Origin of the sequence: Halocynthiibacter sp. C4 (assembly GCF_028823805.1) — a bacterium.
Classification (GTDB): Bacteria; Pseudomonadota; Alphaproteobacteria; order Rhodobacterales; family Rhodobacteraceae; genus Falsihalocynthiibacter; species Falsihalocynthiibacter halioticoli.
The window spans coordinates 40,616-59,885 of sequence record NZ_JAPEIE010000002.1; the positions used below are offsets into that span (position 1 = coordinate 40,616).

A 19,270-nucleotide genomic window follows, 5' to 3' on the forward strand; every position below is an offset into this window, starting at 1 on the left:
CCTGCCCTGCCAAGCGCCTTGACGGGTCAGGAGTGCTGACATTACGGTCGCGCAGATACAGGAGGAGCCGCCATGCCACAGGATCAGGGAGCCGTGTTTCGCGCGTTGCACCGTAAAGGTGCGCCCTTTGTGCTGGCCAATGCGTGGGACATTGGCAGCGCGAAGGTTTTGGCCAACCTTGGCGCACGGGCGATCGCAACATCTTCTGCCGCGCACGCCTTTACGCTCGGTTTGCCCGATGGCACTGTCACACGCGATCAGGCCTTGGCCCATGCGCAGGATCTGGTGGCCGCGGTTGACGTACCTGTTTCCGGCGATTTTGAGAACGGATTTGGCGATGATCCCGAGACGGTTGCCGAAACCGTTCGCCTTGCCGCCGAAGTCGGGCTTGCGGGCATTTGCATCGAAGACACACGCCTTGCCGAAAACACCACATATGATCGCGACATCGCGGTTGAACGCATTCGTGCAGCAGCAGCGGCGGCGCGCGCCCTACCCCAAGATTTCTTTCTCGTGGCGCGGGCAGATGGCGTGATGCTCGACCTCTACGACCACGCAGAGTCGCTAGCCCGTATTCAGGCCTTCGAGGCGGCAGGCGCGGATGGCCTCTATGTACCGATGCCCAAAAGCTGGGACGATCTAAAGGCCCTCGCCGCCCAAACCACAGCACCGCTCAACGCGCTCTGTGCTGGCCCTTATGCACAACACGGGCTGGCCGAATATGCCGAAATCGGCGTGGCCCGCATTTCGCTTGGCTCCGCCCTCGCCCGCGCCACGCACCGTACGCTTTTTGACGCAGCAACCGCTATGCTGACCGAAGGGGATTTCACCCCGCTCGCCAATGGCATATCAGGAGCAAAAATCTACGCGCTGCTTAAACCATAAGCCCCAAACCATAGGCCATATATGAACCACGACGACCTCGCCCATTGGTCCAAAATCGCCGCCGATTGGGCGCGCGACTATCACAACTCTTTGCGCGACCGTCCCGTGCGCCCTGATGTGGCCCCCGGTGATGTTTCGGCGCAACTCCTGGACACGCCACCGGAAGCGGCTGATCCGCTCACCGAAATTTTCGCCGACTTCGAGCGCCTTGTTCCCGGCGCAACAACCCATTGGCAACATCCGCGTTTCTTCGCCTATTTCCCTGCCAATGCCTCGCCTGCATCGATGCTCGCGGAACAGTTGGCCAACGCGATCGCGGGGCAAGCGATGCTTTGGCAGACGGCCCCAGCAGCAAACGAGATCGAAGCCGTGATGATCCACTGGCTGACCAAAGCGCTTGGTTTGCCAGAGACGTTCACCGGCACCATCCACGACAGCGCCACAACCGCCACGCTTTCCGCAATCCTGACTATGCGCGAGCGGGCGCTTGAATTTAACGGCAACACAGAGGGCCTCTCTGCCTCTCCGCGCCTGCGCATCTATGCTTCCGCGCAAACTCATAGCTCGGTTGATAAGGCCGTCCGCATTGCGGGCATCGGACAAGAAAACCTCGTCAAAGTGCCGACACGCGATGATTACGGCATGGACCCAGAGGCGCTCAGCGCCGCTATTCTCGCAGATATTGCCGCCGGATATACACCCGCTGGCGTGGTGCTTTGCACGGGTGGCACCTCGATTGGCGCATGCGATCCATTGGCCGCCTGCATCAAGATTGCAAAAGCACACAACCTCATGACCCACGTGGACGCCGCATGGGCCGGTAGCGCGATGATTTGCGAAGAGTTTCGCCCACTTTGGGAAGGTGTTGAAGCCGCGGATTCCGTTGTGTTTAACCCGCACAAATGGCTTGGTGTGCAATTTGATTGTGCTGTGCAATTCATGCCAGACCCAACCAATCAAATCCGCACACTTGGCCTACGCCCTGAATACCTGAAAACCCAAGGCCAGGATGAAATCGTAAACTACAACGAATGGACCGTGCCGCTTGGCCGTCGATTCCGCGCGCTCAAAATCTGGTTCACCCTACGGGCCTATGGGCTCGACGGGCTACGCACACGCATTCGAAATCACGTGGCATGGGCACAAGAGGCACGCGAAGAAATTGGTTCGCTTGAGGGGTTCACACTGCCCACCGAGCAGCGCCTTTCGCTCTTTACCTTCGCCTATAAATCCGATGCCGAGACCGCCGAACTGCTCGACAAAATCAACCGCGACGGGCGAATCTACCTGACCCAAACAACCCATGAAGACCGCTTCGTCATTCGTGTTCAGGTTGGTCAGTTTGATTGCACCCGCGACGATGTGATGATGATACCCAAGGTTCTCAAGGAGTTGACGGAGGGCGCAGCCACCTAGCCCATCATAGTTGATTTGAAGATGTCAACGGAGCTAAACTCACGCATTCATTTTTGATATTCTAGAGGCCGAAATCGCGGCCCCGTCATTAGCAGGAGGGTTTACGTGCTGTCTCTCCCCATCTTTGGTTTCTCCGCGTCAAAGTCATGGATCAAACATGCTGTGCTTACTCTTGCCGGTATCGCAATCCTGATCTCAATTGCGGTTCCTGCTGCTGCTCAGCAATTTCCGGATTGGCAAAGCCCCTATGTGAATGACTACGCCGATCTACTCCCGCCAGAGGAAGAAGCGGAAGTTGAAAAACTGCTCAAGGACTACCGCGAGGAAAGCGGCGTCGAGATTGCGGTGCTGACACTCACCACGATGATGGATTATGGAAACTGGCCTGAAATAGAACCTTTCGCGACGGGGCTGCTCAATCAGTGGGGCATTGGTGATCCAGAGCGCAACGATGGCATCCTGATCCTTGTCGCGAAAGACGACAGACAGATGCGGATTGAGTTGGGCGCAGGTTATCCCGAAAGCTATGACTATCTCGCCAGCGACGTGATCCACTATTATATGACGCCCGATTTCAAAGAGGGCAATTTTTCCAAAGGCATTCTCGACGGGACCCAAGCCACAATCGATCAGATTGCATATCCATTCAACCGAGGCCAGGAACCGCCCGAGCGGCAAGCGCCTTCAGGTGAAAGCAATTGGCCGCTAATTCTTTTCTTCGGCATCTTTGCAGCCTTCATGGGCGGCGGGCTGCTCGCCCCCAAAATCTCCGCCATGCGCTTTGCACGCAAACCCTGCCCGCAATGTGGCGTTGCAGGCATGAAGCGACAACGCAAAACAGTGCAAGCCGCAACCCGAAGCACCACAGGGCGCGGCGAAACATTGGTTGATTGCCCGCACTGCGGCTATCACACCTCAACCCCCTATGTCATTTCGACCAAGTCCAGCAGTTCAAGCTCAAGTTCCGGCGGATTTAGCGGTGGCAGCAGTTCGGGCGGTGGCGCGTCGGGGCGCTGGTAAGCTCGTAACGCTTGATTGGACTGCATATCCACGTTATTGAACAGTTGTTCAATTCATGGGTGGAGACAACAAATGGACATTACTTCGGCAAAGGCAATCGTGACTGGCGGCGCTTCTGGGCTTGGCGGAGCAACCGCACGCTACCTTTTGTCAAAAGGCGCGCAGGTTACGATCTTTGACCGCGATGCCGACAAAGGCGAAGCAATAGCCAAAGAAACAGGCGCGCATTTCGCCGAGGTTGATGTGTCTGGCGAAGCTTCCACCGCAAAGGCCATCGTAGCGGCCAAATCCGCCATGGGCGGCATCACGGCGGTGGTTAACTGCGCGGGCATTGTTACCGGAGCTTCGACATTGGGCAAAAAAGGCCCCTTCCCGCTTGCCGATTTCCAGCGCACCATCGACATCAACCTTGTCGGCAGCTTCAACGTTGCCCGCCTCGCCGCAGAAGTGATGGCAGAGAACGAGCCGAACGCAGATGGCGAGCGCGGCGTGATTGTGAACACAGCGTCTGTCGCTGCCTTCGACGGGCAACGTGGGCAAGCGGCCTATGCGGCGTCCAAAGCAGGGATTGCGGGCATGTCCCTCCCGATGGCGCGGGATTTGGCGCGGACCGGTATTCGCGTGATGGCCATTGCTCCGGGAATTTTCCTGACACCGATGCTCGAAAGCCTCGGCGAAGACATGATCGCAGAGCTGTCAAAAGACGTGCTGCACCCCAAGCGCCTTGGCTCTGGCGAAGAATACGCACGGCTGGCGGAGTTCATCATCTCGCATCCCTACCTCAATGCCGAAGTGATCCGGCTTGATGGTGGCCTACGGATGCAATAACGGCTGCGCGCGCTTAGGATTCAGCCTTTTCCTCAAGCATCAACCATTCTTCCTCGGCCTTGGCGAGCGCCTCTTGGCGTTCGACGAGTGCATCGGTTCCTTTTTGGAACTTCACCGGTTCTTTGGTAAACATTTCAGGGTCCGACAGGAATGCTTCAAGCTTGGCTATTTCGGCCTCTAGCCGCGCCATTTCATCGGGCAACGCCTCAAGACGGTGCTGCTCTGTAAAGGAAAGACCAGTTTGCTTGGGCGTTTCGGTTTTCTCAGACTCTGTATCCGCCTTCATGGATTTTGCTTTGGGCTTTGCACCGTTCGGCTTCGCCGCATCCACAGCTTCGGCCCGTTGCGCGCGGTAATCACTCCAGCCGCCTGCGTAAGCGGTGGCGTTTCCGTCGCCTTCCATCGCAATCGTCGTTTGCGCCACACGGTCAAGGAAATCGCGGTCGTGACTTACCAGAAGCACGGTGCCGTCGTATTCGCCCAGCAAGTCTTGGAGCAGGTCGAGCGTTTCCACATCAAGGTCGTTGGTCGGTTCGTCGAGCACCAGAAGATTGCTTTCCCGCGCCATTATCTTGGCCAGCAAGAGCCGCGCCTTTTCGCCACCAGACAGAGACGACACCGCCGCCCGCGCACGGCTTTCGTCAAATAGGAAATCCTTGAGATACCCAACCACATGGCGCGGATTACCGCGCACCATGACCTGATCGGCCTTACCGGACACCCGCATATCAGGATCCCCGGTGAGGCTTTCCCAAAGGCTCATCTCCGGATCAAGCTGCGCGCGGTTCTGATCAAAGACGACCATTTCGATTTTGGTGCCGAGTTTTACTTCGCCGCTATCTGGTGGTTCCTGCCCCGTAAGGATTTTGAGCAACGTGGTTTTACCTACGCCATTCGGCCCTACAAAAGCCACGCGATCTCCGCGCGCGATCTTGATCGAGAAGTCGCGCAGGATGACTTTCCCGTCAAAGGCTTTGCTGATGTGCTCAGCTTCAATCACCTTTTTACCGGATTTAGGGCTGGCATCGAACGCCATTGCGGCCGCGCCTTGGCGTTTGATCTGGCTGGCACGTTCGGCCCTTAAGTCCTGAAGCGCGCGAACGCGGCCCTGATTACGTTTGCGCCGTGCAGAAATGCCTTCAACGGCCCATCGCGCCTCGCTCTTGATCTTGCGGTCAAGCTTGTGGCGCTGCATGTCCTCGTCTTCCCAGATTTTGTCACGCCAGGCCTCAAAATGGGCGAACCCCTTCTCAAGGCGACGTACCTGCCCGCGATCAACCCAGAGGGTCGCGCGGGTGAGTGCGTTCAAGAAGGCGCGGTCGTGCGAGATCAGGACAAAACCCGCACGTGTTGTTTTGAGTTGTTCCTCAAGCCATCCGATGGCTTCGATATCAAGGTGGTTGGTCGGCTCGTCCAGCAGCATCAAATCCGGCGCTTCAGCCAGCAATTTGGCCAAGGCCGCTCGCCGCCGTTCCCCGCCCGAAGCAACAGCAACTTCTGTTTCGGGTTTGAATTTCAGCCCTTCGGCAACCATTTCAACGCGGTAGGCATCGGCCGGATCAAGCTCGCTCGCGGCGAAATCGCCAAGCGTGGCAAAACCGCTAAGGTCTGGGTCCTGCTCCATATAGCCAACCGAAGTGCCCTGCGGGACGACGCGACTGCCGTCATCAGGCTCCACCAACCCTGCCATGACCTTCATCAAAGTGGATTTACCAGAGCCGTTGCGCCCGACAAGCGCCACGCGGTCGCCTGGTTGCACAACAAGATCAAGCGAAGAGAAAAGCGGATCGCCGCCAAAACCGAGCGCGATATCGGAAAGCTGTAAAAGAGGTACACGTGCCATGGGCATCGGCTAGTGGGCTGCGCGGCGAAGGTCAAGCGCGGGAATGCGCGAATAGCGAAATTCTAACGTGTGGCCGCCTGAAGGAAACGTCGTCGCGCCGGAGGAATTGCACCGATCTCAAGCCCTGTAAACACATGCAGCGTGTTCATCACCGGATCAATCACCGCATGATCACTCACCCATCCCCCCATAGCGAGATAAGTTTTGAGCAATGGCGGCATGGAACGCATCGCTCGCTTCGGATCAGGCTTGCGGCGCAGGCGTTGGGCAAAACGAAACACATCGGGCGCCTTCACTTTGGGAAGCCATCGTTTCGGCGCCAGATGGCGATCCTTGAGCATAGCAAAGGCGTCATAATAAGCCTCTGCCTCTGTGCCTTTGAACGAGGAACAGCCGAACAAAAGCTGCACGCCACGGCTATCGACAAACTCGGTCATCGCGCCCCAAGCAACGCGCAGGATGTCGGGCGAAGTTTCCGAAGGATCAACGCAAAAGCGCCCCATCTCGACGATCGGGCCATCAAAATCGGCAAGCGCAGATAGCTCGTAATATTGTGCCGCATAGCTGTTGGTGATGCCACGCCCGTCGGCCAGTTCCATCATGCGAAAACAGCAGACAAGGCGGCCTGTCTTTAAATCCGAGACGAGCACATGACTACATTTCTCGTCGAATTCATCCTGATCCAAGCCACGCTGCGCCTCGTCCTGAAAGAACGCGCGGTGACGCAGCTCTTGCGCGGCAGCAATGTCATGCGATGTCTTGGCCAAACGCGCTTGATAGCGGCCCTGTTTTAGCATGGTCATTTGACGCTCTCCTCAACCTCACCCGTTTGATATCACAATTGCGTAAACCGCACCTGCGCCCGCTTTTTTAACGGGGTCAGCTTCTCATATGATATGTGTGAAGCCTACTCTCAAGACGTGACAGGAATTTGACATATGGCCAAAGCGCCCGACTCCCGCCCACAGGAAATCATCAAAAGCGACGCCGATTGGCGCGCGCAGCTGTCACCGGAGGCGTATAAAGTCACGCGAAAACACGGCACAGAGCGCGCGCATAGTTGTGACAATTTCCCTAAGGTTGACGGGGTTTTCCGCTGCATTTGCTGTGATACACCGCTTTTTGATCAGGCACAGAAATACGAATCCGGTACGGGCTGGCCAAGTTTCTATGCCCCTATGCCAGATGCGCCGATTGGCACCCAAGAGGATCGCAAGTTCTTTATGCGCCGCACCGAAGTGCATTGCGATGTATGCAAGGCGCACCTCGGGCATGTATTTCCGGACGGACCAGAACCCACGGGCCTGCGGTATTGCTTAAACGGAGTCGCCCTGCGATTTGACCCAAAAGATTAGTGCCTGCCGCGGCAGCTATGCCAACTAAGCAATTGAAATTGCTCTATTGTGGGGATGGGGAACCGGTAAGTGCTTGACCAGCATCAAAGTTGCCGAACGCTCCGAGGAGCTGCCCGAAGAAGGTCACATCAGCAATGTTGGAATCGGTCACACGACGGTTAAACGAGATAACCTGCCCCTGTTCCAAGCCGAACTGCACGACGTTGGAAACTGTACCGCGGCTATCGAAGCGAACAACAACCACATCGCGATGGATTTCTTTTGGAGGCCGCATTCCGAAGGTCTTCCAACGGGATTCGGTATAGAAAATATCGCTATCCTGTAGAACGCCTCGTCCTGAGGGGGAGCCGAGTGTTTCTTCAACGGAATCAATCGTATCAACGCCGACAACAACGTTCTGGAGGTCTTCGGCAGGTGGCACATAGCCGTGGTTTCGATAGATCGGCGAGCACGCGGATACAGCCACCGCGAGGCACACGACGCCAGCGAAACCGAAGCTTTTGCGCCGGATACCCTCGGATACACGCGGAAGGATTTGCATTCGTGACCTCTTGCTTAACCTGTCTCAGGCTTTTATCCGACTTATAGAAGGATTGAAGTGTATTCAAGAATGGAAGCGCGAAAGATGGCTCAAACACCCAAGTCACCTACCGGAAGCAGCGGCACCGGCAAAAAGGCGACCACTGCCCATAGCGGGAATGTGCTGCGCGTTGCCGACCTCGCGCAGCGCAAGGCAACCCCATTCGAAATCATACCGCCAAGCGATGTTCTGGCGGCGATCGCTGCGGAACTGGAGCTGTTAGGGCTTAAGAAACTACGCTTTGAAGGAAAGATCGAAGCGCAGGGCCGCGACGATTGGCAACTTACAGGCCACCTCGGCGCGACCGTGACCCAGCCCTGTGTGATCAGCCTTGCGCCGGTGACGACACGTGTCGAGGAATCCGTTGAGCGGGTTTTCGTCAAAGATACCTCTGAATTCGAGTTTGAAACCGACGGTGAAGAGGAAATCGAAGTCGAGCTTGATGGCGATGACTCTCGCGAGCCTTTGGGCAAGACAATCGACCTTGATGCGATCCTGATCGAGTCACTTGCACTGGCGCTTCCGCCCTATCCGCGCGCAGAGGGTGCGGCACTCGAAGAATCACAGTTTACAGAGCCCGGTGAAGCTGCAATGACAGACGAAGAAGCAAAACCGTTTGCGGGGCTTGCAAATCTTTTGAAAAACAAGGAAAACACCCCCAAGAGCTAGCGCAATCCGGCGCTATTCCGCCCTGTTCGTGTGGCGGGCGAAAATTGAGTAAAGAAAACACTTGCACATAGGCAAAATCGCAGTATGTTCCCGGCCTCGTTTGCTAGATGGTTGGACATGGGCTTATTGCTCGCGTATGTAGCTAGTGAACCCAAGATACACTGGGGTGCGGTCACGCTGGCTTAACCCCCCGAAATAACCAAGGTTTGAGACATGGCTGTCCCTAAGAGTAAGATTACAAAATCCCGCCGCGGCATGCGTCAATCACATGATTCCCTGACTGCAGAGAATCCGAACGAATGCAGCAACTGCGGTGAGCTAAAGCGCCCACACCACGTTTGTGGTGCATGTGGCCACTATGACGACCGCGAGATTGTTGCGGTTGCTGGTGAAGTCGACTTCGACGAAGACGCAGCTTAAGCCTTTCGTTTAGTCGGCGCCCTTGAGCATGACGATCACCTCATCAGATCAGCAGACCTCGGGGGCCGCGCGCACCATCATTTCGATTGACGCCATGGGTGGCGATCAGGGACCGGCGGCCGTTGTCGCCGGTATTGCGCGTTCTGCGGCCAAAAACTCCGAAATCGGCTTTATCGTCCATGGCGACAAACCGGTGCTGGAGAAGCTTATCCGAAAGCGGAAGCTTCAGGATGTCTGCGAGATTCGCCATTGTGACGACGTTGTCACTATGGACGACAAGCCCAGCAACGTGCTGCGCAACGGCAAAAACACATCTATGTGGTCCACGATCGAGGCCGTCCGCAATGGCGAAGCCTCTGTTGCTGTGTCCTGTGGGAACACCGGCGCGCTCATGGCTGTATCGATGATCCGCCTGCGCAAACTGCCCGGCGTTAACCGCCCTGCAATCGCGTGCCTTTGGCCCAGCCGGAACAAGGGTGGCTTTAACGTCATGCTTGATGTTGGCGCCGATATCCGCGCCGATGAAACCGATCTATTGCAATACGCGATGATGGGCGCCTCCTATGCGCGCAACGGACTTGCTATTAAGCGCCCGCGTATTGGTCTGCTGAACGTAGGCACCGAAGAGCACAAAGGCCGCGCCGAGCTTAAGGCCGCCAACGAGCTAATCGCCAACAACGCCGAAGCCGCCGATATCGAGTATGTCGGATTTGTTGAAGGGGGCGATATCCCCTCCTCCCGCGTTGATGTGATTGTTACTGACGGCTTTACCGGCAATATCGCGCTCAAAACGGGCGAAGGCACCGCGCGCCTCATCAGTGAGCTTTTGCGCGCCGCGTTCAAATATTCGCCGCTCTCGCGCCTTGCTGCTTTGCTGTCGCTCTCGTCTATGCGTCGCCTAAGCAAACGGATTGACCCGCGCCGCGTCAACGGCGGTGTTTTTCTTGGCTTAAATGGCACCGTGATCAAGTCACATGGCGCCGCTGACGCAACAGGCGTTTCTGCTGCGATCAAACTTGCCTTTACGCTTGGTCAATCAGGTTTTTCCGAGAAACTCGCGGCACGGGTTGCATCCGCCGCAACTGCGCCGCAAGATGCCCCTGAACTGGGTCTATTAGCGAGTGGGAACGAAGAATGACAATACGCGCCGTCGTTAAGGGCGTTGGGCACTATTTGCCCGAACGAGTCGTCCCCAACAGCGAACTCGAAACCATGGTCGATACAACAGACGAATGGATTCGTACGCGCTCCGGCATTGAACGCCGCCACTTCGCCGCCGATGGTGAAAACACCTCTGACCTCGCGATCAAAGCCGCGAACGCCGCACTCAAAGACGCTGGCCTTGAAGCCGATGATATTGACGCGATTGTACTCGCGACATCCACCGCTGACTTCACCTTCCCGTCCGCGGCCACAATGGTGCAAGCCGGGCTTGGCATGACGCAAGGGTTTGCCTTTGACGTTCAGGCTGTATGCGCGGGCTTTGTCTATGCCCTGGCCAACGCCAATGCGCTCGTTCTGTCTGGACAGGCCAAGCGGGTCTTGGTGATCGGGGCCGAAACATTCAGCCGCATTCTTGATTTCAATGACCGCGCAACCTGCGTCCTGTTTGGCGATGGTGCTGGCGCGCTTATTCTAGAAGCCGAGGAAGGCGCCGGGGACAACACAGATCGCGGCATTCTGGCCTGTGATCTCAACTCCGATGGCCGCTTCAAAGACCTTCTTCACGTCGATGGCGGCGTATCGACGGGCGATTCCGGTTATCTTCGAATGCAAGGCAAAGAAGTTTTCCGCCATGCCATCGAAAAGCTCGCGAAGACCGCTCATACCTCGCTCGACAAAGTCGGCCTCTCTGGCGACGATGTCGACTGGATTGTCCCGCATCAGGCCAATATCCGCATCATTTCCGGCACCGCCAAGAAAATGGGCGTGTCGATGGACCGCGTTGTCGTGACCGTTCAGGACCATGGCAACACCTCTGCGGCCTCGATCCCACTGGCGCTTTCTGTCGGAAAATCGCGCGGCCAGATCAAAGAAGGCGACGTTGTCGTGACCGAAGCAATCGGCGGCGGTTTGGCTTGGGGATCGGTTCTGCTGCGCTGGTAATCGGGCAAGGTTTTTGTCCGCCAAAGTGATTTCTGGCCATTTCTCGCCGATTTCCCTGCTATTTCGTACATTTACGATGCTTTCCAAGCCATTGATATTGACTCGGAATTTCCGCACCCCCTATGCTACCCTTCAACCGAATTCAGGAAGAATCCGCGCGCCTGAGCGCAAAATTTTCTCGCCGGCTAACGGTATTATTTCATCAAGGGGGTCATTATGAGCGAAAAGACTTTAACACGCATGGATCTGAGCGAAGCAGTGTTTCGGGAAGTTGGCCTCAGCCGAAACGAAAGCGCGCAACTTGTTGAAAGCGTTCTGGATCACATCTCTGATTCCCTTGCTGGCGGTGAATCCGTCAAGATTTCGTCTTTCGGCACATTCGGTATCCGCGACAAAGCGGCCCGCATCGGCCGCAACCCCAAAACAGGCGAAGAGGTTCCAATCCAACCCCGCCGTGTTCTGACATTCCGCCCCTCGCACCTCATGAAAGACCGCGTTGCCAACGGCAACAAACAAAAATAGGCGCATCTAAGGCATGGCCAAATCCCGCGACGCATTTCGCACCATCTCTGAAGTCGCAGACTGGCTCGATACGCCTGCGCATGTCCTTCGGTTTTGGGAAAGTCGGTTTACCCAAGTCAAACCGGTCAAGCGCGCTGGCGGACGGCGCTATTATCGCCCCGCCGATATGGAATTGCTTGGCGGGATCAAGCGGTTGCTCCATGACGACGGAATGACCATCAAAGGCGTGCAGAAGCTTCTCCGAGAGGAAGGCATCAAACACGTCGCGGGCTTGTCACAACCGATTGATGACGACGGCGATGCAGATAATCCCACTGAGAAGCATGAAGTCTCTTCTCAAGAAGATGCGCAACCCGTTGAAAAACGTGAAGAAACCGCCCTTGAAGCACCGGATGACACCTCTGAGGCGCTAGACTCAACCGAAGCCCAGCAAGAGGCTGCACGGGCGAGCGAACCAGAAGAAGAAGAGGCCGAAGTCGACGCTGGCGAAGTCGTTTCATTCCCTCCGCCTTCCGATTTGTCGCCGCATCACCCCGCGCCATCGGCCAATACTGATCAGGCCGACGAACCAACGATAGAACCAGACGCTTTGCCCTTCCTGAAAGACACGGCGCAATCGCAGGAAGAACCGGAGATTGCCGACACCGCGCCAAGTGTTCAGGACACGATCCAATCCATCGTTGACGACACGCTCGAAGATATTGTTGCCGAGGAAATCTCTGCCTTTGCCGAAAGCGACACAGCAGAAGAAGCTTCCGATGCACCCATTGAAGAGCCCGCGCCGACGGACCCACACCAAGGCTTCTCGATGTCCGATCTCGATCTACCTGCGCCCGAGGATGTACCTGAAGAGCCCGCATTCTTTACACGCGCCGAGGTGAATGAACCGTCAGAGAATGTAGTGGAGCCAACCGAAGAAGCGCCAGAAACAGCCGAAGATGAGCCACTAACGCTTGAAGAGAAAATCAAGAGCGCCGTTGATCGCGTGAGTGGTGACGCAACTCCGCAAGCTGCTGATTCAGAAGAAACAGTTCAAGCATCGCTCGATTTCTCTGCAATGTCCGTACGCAGCGACGAGGAAACTGTCGCAGAGGATTCAGAGACGGAACAAGAGCACGCCGCTTCCTTCCCGTCCTTCAGCCATGCCACGCCGCAAGGTGAGAGCGCAACTGAGGAAACTCCGGAGGAACCAGCCGCAACCTTCGTCATGCCAGAGATCGCTGACGACCCAGAGGACGACGCCAGCGGCTTTGACCGGATCGGTATTCGCGCCGCGCTTGCGGCAAACAAGGCAGAGCGTTCGCCAGAAGAAACTGCCCAGATTCAGGAAATCCTGACACGTCTGCGAGCGCTTCAAAATGCAAGCGGCGGCGTAGCAAACCCTTCGGCGGGTAATTGACACCGAGATGCGTTTTCTTGCTTGCTCCTGCCACGAAAAGCAGTATGAAGACACAGAAGTCGGGCTATGGCGCAGCCTGGTAGCGCGTCCGTCTGGGGGACGGAAGGTCGCAGGTTCAAGTCCTGCTAGCCCGACCAAAATGAAAAACGTCCGTAGCTTTCGGGGCTGCGGACGTTTTCGTATCAAGACCGCGCGTTTCACACAGAAATCGCGCCGCCAACGGCCAGAGGAAAGACCATGACTGCAACCGGCGTATTACCAAGCCAAGCCCTCGCAACCATGATCGAACGCGGTGAAATAACCGCCGAGCCCGCCGTTATTCCAGAACAGATTCAGCCTGCTTCGCTTGACCTACGCCTTGGCACGGTAGCCTATCGTGTGCGCGCATCTTTCCTCGCGGGTCACGGCGCGAACGTCACTGACCGCCTCAAAGAATTCGAGATGCATAGCGTTGACCTCACAGAGGGCGCAGTTTTGGAAAAAGGCTGCGTTTACGTGGTTCCACTAATGGAATCCCTCGCCCTGCCCGAAGGCATTCAGGCCGTGGCCAACGCCAAATCCTCAACCGGACGGCTTGATCTGCTTACCCGCACCATAACCGATGGCGGCACCGAATTTGACCGCATCCCCGCTGGATACAATGGGCCGCTGTTTGCCGAGATTTGCCCACGTAGTTTTTCGGTCCTTGTACGCCCCGGAATGCGACTGAACCAAATTCGGTTTCGTGCAGGACAGGCCGTTATCGAAGATGACGCCCTCGCCGCTCTTCATGCCAAAACACCGCTCGTTTCTGGAAAGGCCGTAATCTCTGATGGTCTTGGCTTTTCCGTAGATCTTTCTGCCGGTGAAAATGGTCTCGTCGGCTACCGCGCCAAACCGCACACCGGCGTGATCGACCTTGATCTCATCGGTCATTACGATCCGGCTGAATATTGGGAACCGATCTATACCACAGAACAGCGCATCATCCTTGATCCGGGCGCGTTCTATATTCTGGTGAGCCGCGAAGCCGTTCATATCCCGCCAGATTGCGCCGCTGAAATGGCCCCCTATCTTGCGATGGTTGGCGAATTCCGCGTGCACTACGCGGGTTTCTTTGACCCTGGCTTTGGCCATGATCCGGCTGGCGGCGCTGGAAGCCGTGGTGTGCTTGAAGTGCGGTGTCACGAGGCTCCATTTGTGCTGGAGCACGGACAAGTTGTTGGCCGCCTCGTCTATGAAAAGATGTCAGAAGTTCCAGACCAACTTTATGGACTCGGCATTGCGTCGAACTATCAAGGCCAAGGCCTTAAACTGTCGAAACATTTCAAATAGATACGCTTCACTCCGTGGGCCAGTCCTCGTCCTCAAGCCAAGATGTGATTTCAGGCCGCACGCCCTTTTCCGTATGGGTCGAGAGCGCCACAAACGTACGCGTCGCCCGAACACCTTGTGTTTCATAGAGCCGCTTAAGCAACCCCTCTAGAGCCTCGGAGCTCGCAACGCGCACCTTCATGATGATGCAGGTATCGCCGGTTGAGGAATGGACCTCCTCGACTTCGGGCAATTCCGCAAACTCCATCATTGCAGGCGTCTTGCCCCAACCGATTGTATCCACATGAACAAAGGCCAAAAGCGGTTTTCCCAGAGCCTTACCATCAACAACCGCCATGGTCCGTTTGATGATGCCGGCTGCGCGCAACCGCTTAACCCGCTCATGCACAGCGGGCGCCGACAACCCGACCAACGCGCCAAGCGAAGCAAAGCTTTGGGATGCATCACGCGCCAATGCGCCTAATATTTTTCTGTCCATCGCATCAACCTGCGCCCCAGTCTTGGCATTCTTCCGAATACCATCTGTATTTTCAGCAGCCATTACGAATCCCCATAGATTTATTTCATTCGATCAATGTAAGGTTTTACTGAATATTTTTCAAAGGCTAATCCGATGCAGAAACCGGTTCTATTGTTGACCGCAACAGTTGGTGTTGTTGGGTCAAATTCTCTGGTGCTTTCGCCGATTGCGGCACGTGTGGCGCAAGACCTCGGCGGCGTGACCCCGTCAGAGGTTATGTCATGCGCGGCGTTTTACGGGCTTGGCGTGGCACTTTCTGCGCTGTTCCTCGCGCCGTTGGCGGATCGCTTTGGCGCAGATCGGGCGCTGAAGCTCGCCTTGGCACTGCTTGCAGTTGCCTTTCTTGGTTCCGCAATGGCCAAGGATGTGATGCTACTCTCCGTCGCCCAAAGCATCGCCGGACTTGGCGCAGGTGTGGCCATTCCCGCGCTCTATATTCTCGCCGCACAGATCGCGCCTGTCGGGCAAGAAGCGCGCGTGATCGGCAAGGTTCTCACGGGCTGGACGTTATCTATGGTCGGTGGCGTCACGCTCTCAGCTTATGTCGCAGATCTTGCGGGGTGGCGTTTTGTCTATGGCGGGTTGAGCTTTGGAGTTTTCACCATGCTGGCGTTTATCCTCCGCACCGAATGGCCCCAAGTTCCGCGCGCTACCCAAGTCACCTCGCCACTTACGGCTCTGCGCGTCGAGGGGATCGGCGCTGCGCTTCTGTCTGTAGGCGCTTTGGGCATGGGCTTTTATGGTGTCTACAACTTCGTCGGCAGCCATGTTGTTGAAAATATTGGTCTAAACGTGCGTGACGTTGGTATCCTTACGCTGCTCTATGGCGCAGGTTTCGCTGGCGCGATGATGTTTGACGGTATGCTTGACCGCCTACCTGTTTTGCGCAGCTTGGCTGTTTTGTTCGGCGTTCTGGCCGGTGTTTACGTGCTGTTTTACGAGTTCGCCCATAGTTACACCTTCCTTCTGGCGATCATGCCGATTTGGGGCGCATTGCAACATCTTTGCCTAAACCTCACCATCGGATGGCTTACGCGACTTGATCCGAACCAACGGGGCGCAATCATGGGGCTGAACTCTGCGACGATGTACTTGAGCGTGTTTCTCGGCACCCTACTCTATCGCCCGTTTTTCGAAAGCTACGGGTTGTCTGCTGGCGGTGCGATTTCGCTTTTGGCAACTCTGGTGGGGATCGCGGTTGTACTTAACGCGCGTTGGCAACAGGTTCGCATTCTACGGAGCGGCGACCCCGCAGCCTAAAACCGACCCATACGCCGGAACAGGCGCGACTTCTGGCGCATATCCTTGGCGCTCGCATTTTGCTTGGCCTTTTCCTCTGGCGTCAGCGGCTGGTCAGGATTTTGCCGTCCACGCGCAGCAAGATCGATACCCTTGTTAATCCCGCCATTGATCATGCGGCGCACAATGATGCGGATAATCATATTCAGCAATTGACTGGCGTTCATGGCTTCTCCTAACGGTGAACCAGAGTAACAACCCGAGGGTTAATCTTCAAACATTTCGCTTTGGTTGACGGAGTCATCCTCTTCCTCGTCATTCTCGGGAAGTCCGGGGATGGTTCCGGGTGGCGGACGGTTTTCAAGCAATCCGGCGGCACGCAGCTCTTTGAGACCCGGCAGATCGCGCGCGTTTTCTAGACCGAAATGATCAAGGAACTGCTGCGTCACAACGAATGTCACGGGCCGGCCGGGTGACATCCGCCGCCGACCAAAGCGTATCCACTCCATCTCAAGCAGTTGATCAACTGTACCGCGCGACACTGAAACGCCACGAATTTCTTCGATTTCTGCGCGGGTCGCAGGCTGATGATAGGCAATGATAGCCAAAGTTTCGATCGCAGCACGCGAGAGTTTACGCGTTTCAACCGTCTCTTTCTGCATCAAATAGCCAAGGTCTGGCGCGGTGCGCATCGCATAACAATCGCCAACGCGCACGACCCGAACGCCGCGCCCCTCATAGCGCTTGCGCAAATAGGTCAGGGCTTCGGAGGCATCGCATCCGTGCGGCATCCGGTCTTCAAGCTCTTTGATTGAAACGGGCTCTGTCGAGGCAAACAGGATGGCTTCCACCATACGTTCCTGCTCCCCCATGGGTGGCGCTTCGAAAAGACTTTGGTTTTCATCCGGCGCGGACGTTTCTGCAGCAACGCTCTCTGCTGCGGCGGTTTCGGTGGCCATGTCGTGCGGATCAGCCATCTTTGTCAGCTTTCTTGCGAATTTGAATTGGAGCGAATGTTTCGCCCTGTCGGATTTCGATTTGCCCCGCCTTTGCCATTTCAAGCGATGCAGCAAACGTCGCGGCTGTTGCACTGCGGCGGCGTTTCGGGTCTTCACCCCAGCCTTCAGGAAGGTAGGTTTCCAGCCCTGTCCAATCCCCTGCATAGCCGATCAGCCCACGCATTCGATCAAGCGCCTGCTCCATTGTCAGGATGGCGTCACGATCCATCACAAAGGGGCGGAACTCATCTTTGGTACGGATACGGGCGTACCCCTGCATCAAATCCAGCAGCGTGGCCGAATATGTAACCTTACGAACGCGCTCCACAGTTTCCGGAACCCCGCGGGCAAAGAAATCTCGGCCCAGTTGATCTCGTCCCATGAGCTTTGCAGCGCAATCACGCATAGCCTGCAGGCGCTCAAGTTGAAACGCGAGGTGCGCAGCCAATTCTTCGCCGGTCGGCCCCTCTTCGCCTGGTTCTGGTGGCAAAAGCAGACGTGATTTCAAAAAGGCCAACCACGCCGCCATCACAAGGTAATCCGCCGCAAGCTCAATCCGCAGGGACTTGGCATGATCGATGAACCGCAGGTATTGCTCTGCAAGCTCCGTGACGGAGATCACCCGCAGATCAACCTTCTGCGTACGACTCAGTGTCAGGAGAAGGTCAAGCGGCCCTTCGTATCCGCGTACATCAACAATCAGCGCCTCGGCCGCCATCCGTTCGGCAACGGATTGAGTGCTGGCCTGTTCTTCGGAGGCGAATAGATTGTCCATCTGCGGGGGCGGCTCCTCTTTGCTTATCTTGCGATCATCGCGTTACCAGTGGCACACATTCGGAATTTTCAGCCTTAAGCGCAACACAGAAACGCCGCGCGTCGCTTATATCGGCAAAGCCATGCGCGCGCAGGCGGTAGAAGGTTCGGCCACCGCTGCTTGCAGATTGAATGACGCGATCCTTTCCAGCCATAAACCCTTCGTGCTTCAACGACAGCCGCGCCCATTCTGCGCGCGCGATATCAATTGAGGCAAAGGCACCAAGCTGCACGAGGTTGGTGCCGACGGGAATTTTGTCAGGTTCAATATCGCGTACAAGGTCTCCGGCTTGCGGCACCACAACACCTTCTGGCGCGTTAACCGCCTCGGCAAGCGCCGCTTCAACCGCGCTCGCCTGATCTTTCTGTGCACTTACAACTGAAGCGAAATTCGCTGGCCGAACGGCTGGACGCGCGGACTTGGCAAGACCTGGAACACTTGCCGGTAGCCTGTCTTCATGCACGTCATCCGCTTCGGGAACGGCCTCTTCTGCAATCGCTTCGCCAACAATCGGCAGATCATCCGGTGCCGCGGCCACGGCAATCGGCTTTGGAGCCGCAAGTTCCGGAGCTGGCGCTGCGAGCGTTGCAGGATCTTGCTTTAGTGGTGAAGGTTTCGGCACGGGGACGATTGCAGGTGCGGTGGCGACGACGGGGTCGCTTGGCAAAACATCCACAGTTTTCGGCGCAAGTTGAAGACGTTCCGCCGCTGGCTCTGCCTCACCCTCGGCCTGAACTGCATTCACGGAAAGCCCCTGATTTGAGGCGAGTTGCCCTCCCGGATCATCGGGCTGAACACGCGATGGCCCTTCAAGAGCGCGCACAATTGGCAATCCGGAAACATCCCGTACCGCAAGCTGATAGCCCCACACACCAAGCCCAACGACAAGCGCTAGCGACGTTACCGCGCCAAGCACATGCATGAAGGTTGCGCCCTCCTCGCTGCCTTGCCCATCAGATGGCGGCACAGACCCGCCATGCTGGCCGGTGTTCGGTTGTGTGTAATCAGGCTCGGGCTGGTAGTACGCCTCGGTTTGCGGGCGATCTACGCGCGTTGGCTGGCTGTGCGCAGCGTGTTGGAGGGCGTGTGGCTCGGTTGCCTGCGGCGCATGTGTCTGTGAATGTGGGGCGTGCAATGGCGGCTCTGTTGGAGCAGCGCCCAAATGAGGGTACCCCGCCGGCGGCGCATCTGCGCGCGGCTGGAAGTGACCCTGCTCAGATGTGGGATGCCCATCGTGTCTTTGAATGGAGTCTTGCGTACGCCCTTGGTCGCGATCAAAACCGCTCATATCCTGCCTCACCGTCATTACAGGCAGTCGTTGCTGCCTTTCTTGCCGGTACAG

The 19,270-nt window shown here is 56.7% G+C and carries 21 protein-coding genes and 1 tRNA gene; 14 read left to right on the top strand and 8 right to left on the bottom strand.

Annotated features, from left to right (window positions below; genetic code table 11):
- Positions 1–72 precede the first annotated feature (72 nt).
- From OU789_RS07305 to OU789_RS07320, 4 genes are all read left to right on the top strand, one after another.
- Complete coding sequence (locus OU789_RS07305; protein ID WP_274654620.1) at positions 73–885, top strand: isocitrate lyase/PEP mutase family protein; 813 nt, start codon at positions 73–75, stop codon at positions 883–885.
- A gap of 21 nt (positions 886–906) precedes the next feature.
- Positions 907–2,301: a pyridoxal phosphate-dependent decarboxylase family protein gene (locus OU789_RS07310; RefSeq protein WP_274654622.1), complete on the top strand. Its 1,395-nt coding sequence runs from the start codon at positions 907–909 to the stop codon at positions 2,299–2,301.
- Between the two features lie 105 nt (positions 2,302–2,406).
- Complete coding sequence (locus OU789_RS07315) at positions 2,407–3,321, top strand: TPM domain-containing protein (protein ID WP_274654624.1); 915 nt, start codon at positions 2,407–2,409, stop codon at positions 3,319–3,321.
- Positions 3,322–3,393: 72 nt separating this feature from the next.
- Positions 3,394–4,149 (top strand): SDR family NAD(P)-dependent oxidoreductase, encoded by a 756-nt coding sequence (locus OU789_RS07320; RefSeq protein ID WP_274654626.1) that lies wholly within the window; start codon positions 3,394–3,396, stop codon positions 4,147–4,149.
- 13 nt (positions 4,150–4,162) lie between these two features.
- Here OU789_RS07320 and OU789_RS07325 read toward each other — a convergent pair whose 3' ends face one another.
- Positions 4,163–5,992: an ABC-F family ATP-binding cassette domain-containing protein gene (locus OU789_RS07325; protein ID WP_274654628.1), complete on the bottom strand. Its 1,830-nt coding sequence runs from the start codon at positions 5,990–5,992 to the stop codon at positions 4,163–4,165.
- 62 nt (positions 5,993–6,054) lie between these two features.
- A complete protein-coding gene (locus OU789_RS07330) occupies positions 6,055–6,795 on the bottom strand; it encodes a GNAT family N-acetyltransferase (RefSeq protein ID WP_274654630.1) in 741 nt (246 codons plus the stop codon).
- Between the two features lie 135 nt (positions 6,796–6,930).
- On the opposite strand from OU789_RS07330, the gene msrB reads away from it, so the two are divergent.
- Positions 6,931–7,347: a peptide-methionine (R)-S-oxide reductase MsrB gene (msrB, locus tag OU789_RS07335; protein WP_263953054.1), complete on the top strand. Its 417-nt coding sequence runs from the start codon at positions 6,931–6,933 to the stop codon at positions 7,345–7,347.
- Positions 7,348–7,390: 43 nt separating this feature from the next.
- Here msrB and OU789_RS07340 read toward each other — a convergent pair whose 3' ends face one another.
- On the bottom strand, positions 7,391–7,888 hold the full coding sequence (locus tag OU789_RS07340) for an outer membrane protein assembly factor BamE (RefSeq protein WP_274654633.1): 498 nt from the start codon (positions 7,886–7,888) through the stop codon (positions 7,391–7,393).
- Positions 7,889–7,972: 84 nt separating this feature from the next.
- Here OU789_RS07340 and OU789_RS07345 point away from each other — a divergent pair, with 84 nt between their 5' ends.
- From OU789_RS07345 to OU789_RS07380, 8 genes are all read left to right on the top strand, one after another.
- Complete coding sequence (locus OU789_RS07345) at positions 7,973–8,596, top strand: YceD family protein (RefSeq protein WP_274654635.1); 624 nt, start codon at positions 7,973–7,975, stop codon at positions 8,594–8,596.
- 213 nt (positions 8,597–8,809) lie between these two features.
- Entirely contained in the window at positions 8,810–9,016 is a 207-nt protein-coding gene (gene rpmF / locus OU789_RS07350; RefSeq protein WP_263953051.1) for a 50S ribosomal protein L32, read from the top strand.
- 28 nt (positions 9,017–9,044) lie between these two features.
- On the top strand, positions 9,045–10,154 hold the full coding sequence (gene plsX, locus OU789_RS07355; protein WP_263953050.1) for a phosphate acyltransferase PlsX: 1,110 nt from the start codon (positions 9,045–9,047) through the stop codon (positions 10,152–10,154).
- Positions 10,151–11,122, top strand: coding sequence for a beta-ketoacyl-ACP synthase III (locus tag OU789_RS07360; RefSeq protein WP_274654638.1), 972 nt, complete (start codon positions 10,151–10,153; stop codon positions 11,120–11,122). Before plsX ends, OU789_RS07360 begins: the two co-directional genes overlap by 4 nt.
- Positions 11,123–11,338: 216 nt before the next feature.
- Complete coding sequence (gene ihfA / locus OU789_RS07365; RefSeq protein ID WP_263953048.1) at positions 11,339–11,644, top strand: integration host factor subunit alpha; 306 nt, start codon at positions 11,339–11,341, stop codon at positions 11,642–11,644.
- 13 nt (positions 11,645–11,657) lie between these two features.
- Entirely contained in the window at positions 11,658–13,043 is a 1,386-nt protein-coding gene (locus OU789_RS07370; protein WP_274654641.1) for a MerR family transcriptional regulator, read from the top strand.
- A 60-nt stretch (positions 13,044–13,103) separates the two neighbouring features.
- Positions 13,104–13,180, top strand: a tRNA-Pro gene (locus OU789_RS07375).
- A 100-nt stretch (positions 13,181–13,280) separates the two neighbouring features.
- Positions 13,281–14,357 (top strand): 2'-deoxycytidine 5'-triphosphate deaminase, encoded by a 1,077-nt coding sequence (locus OU789_RS07380; RefSeq protein ID WP_274654643.1) that lies wholly within the window; start codon positions 13,281–13,283, stop codon positions 14,355–14,357.
- Between the two features lie 7 nt (positions 14,358–14,364).
- On the opposite strand, the gene OU789_RS07385 is transcribed toward OU789_RS07380, so the two are convergent.
- Entirely contained in the window at positions 14,365–14,898 is a 534-nt protein-coding gene (locus tag OU789_RS07385) for an Lrp/AsnC family transcriptional regulator (RefSeq protein WP_263953045.1), read from the bottom strand.
- A 72-nt stretch (positions 14,899–14,970) separates the two neighbouring features.
- Between OU789_RS07385 and OU789_RS07390 the strand changes: the two genes are divergently transcribed.
- Positions 14,971–16,137, top strand: coding sequence for an MFS transporter (locus tag OU789_RS07390; protein WP_274654645.1), 1,167 nt, complete (start codon positions 14,971–14,973; stop codon positions 16,135–16,137).
- Here the strand turns inward: OU789_RS07390 and OU789_RS07395 are convergent.
- From OU789_RS07395 to OU789_RS07410, 4 genes are all read right to left on the bottom strand, one after another.
- Positions 16,134–16,343, bottom strand: coding sequence for a hypothetical protein (locus tag OU789_RS07395; protein WP_274654647.1), 210 nt, complete (start codon positions 16,341–16,343; stop codon positions 16,134–16,136). The two genes, OU789_RS07390 and OU789_RS07395, sit on opposite strands and share 4 nt — an antisense overlap.
- Before the next feature lie 39 nt (positions 16,344–16,382).
- Positions 16,383–16,988: an SMC-Scp complex subunit ScpB gene (gene scpB / locus OU789_RS07400; protein WP_274656019.1), complete on the bottom strand. Its 606-nt coding sequence runs from the start codon at positions 16,986–16,988 to the stop codon at positions 16,383–16,385.
- Positions 16,989–17,085: 97 nt separating this feature from the next.
- Positions 17,086–17,889: a segregation and condensation protein A gene (locus tag OU789_RS07405; protein ID WP_274654649.1), complete on the bottom strand. Its 804-nt coding sequence runs from the start codon at positions 17,887–17,889 to the stop codon at positions 17,086–17,088.
- A 34-nt stretch (positions 17,890–17,923) separates the two neighbouring features.
- Positions 17,924–19,216 carry an SPOR domain-containing protein gene (locus OU789_RS07410; protein ID WP_274654651.1) on the bottom strand — a complete coding sequence of 431 codons (1,293 nt, stop codon included), beginning with the start codon at positions 19,214–19,216 and terminating at the stop codon, positions 17,924–17,926.
- Positions 19,217–19,270 lie beyond the last annotated feature (54 nt).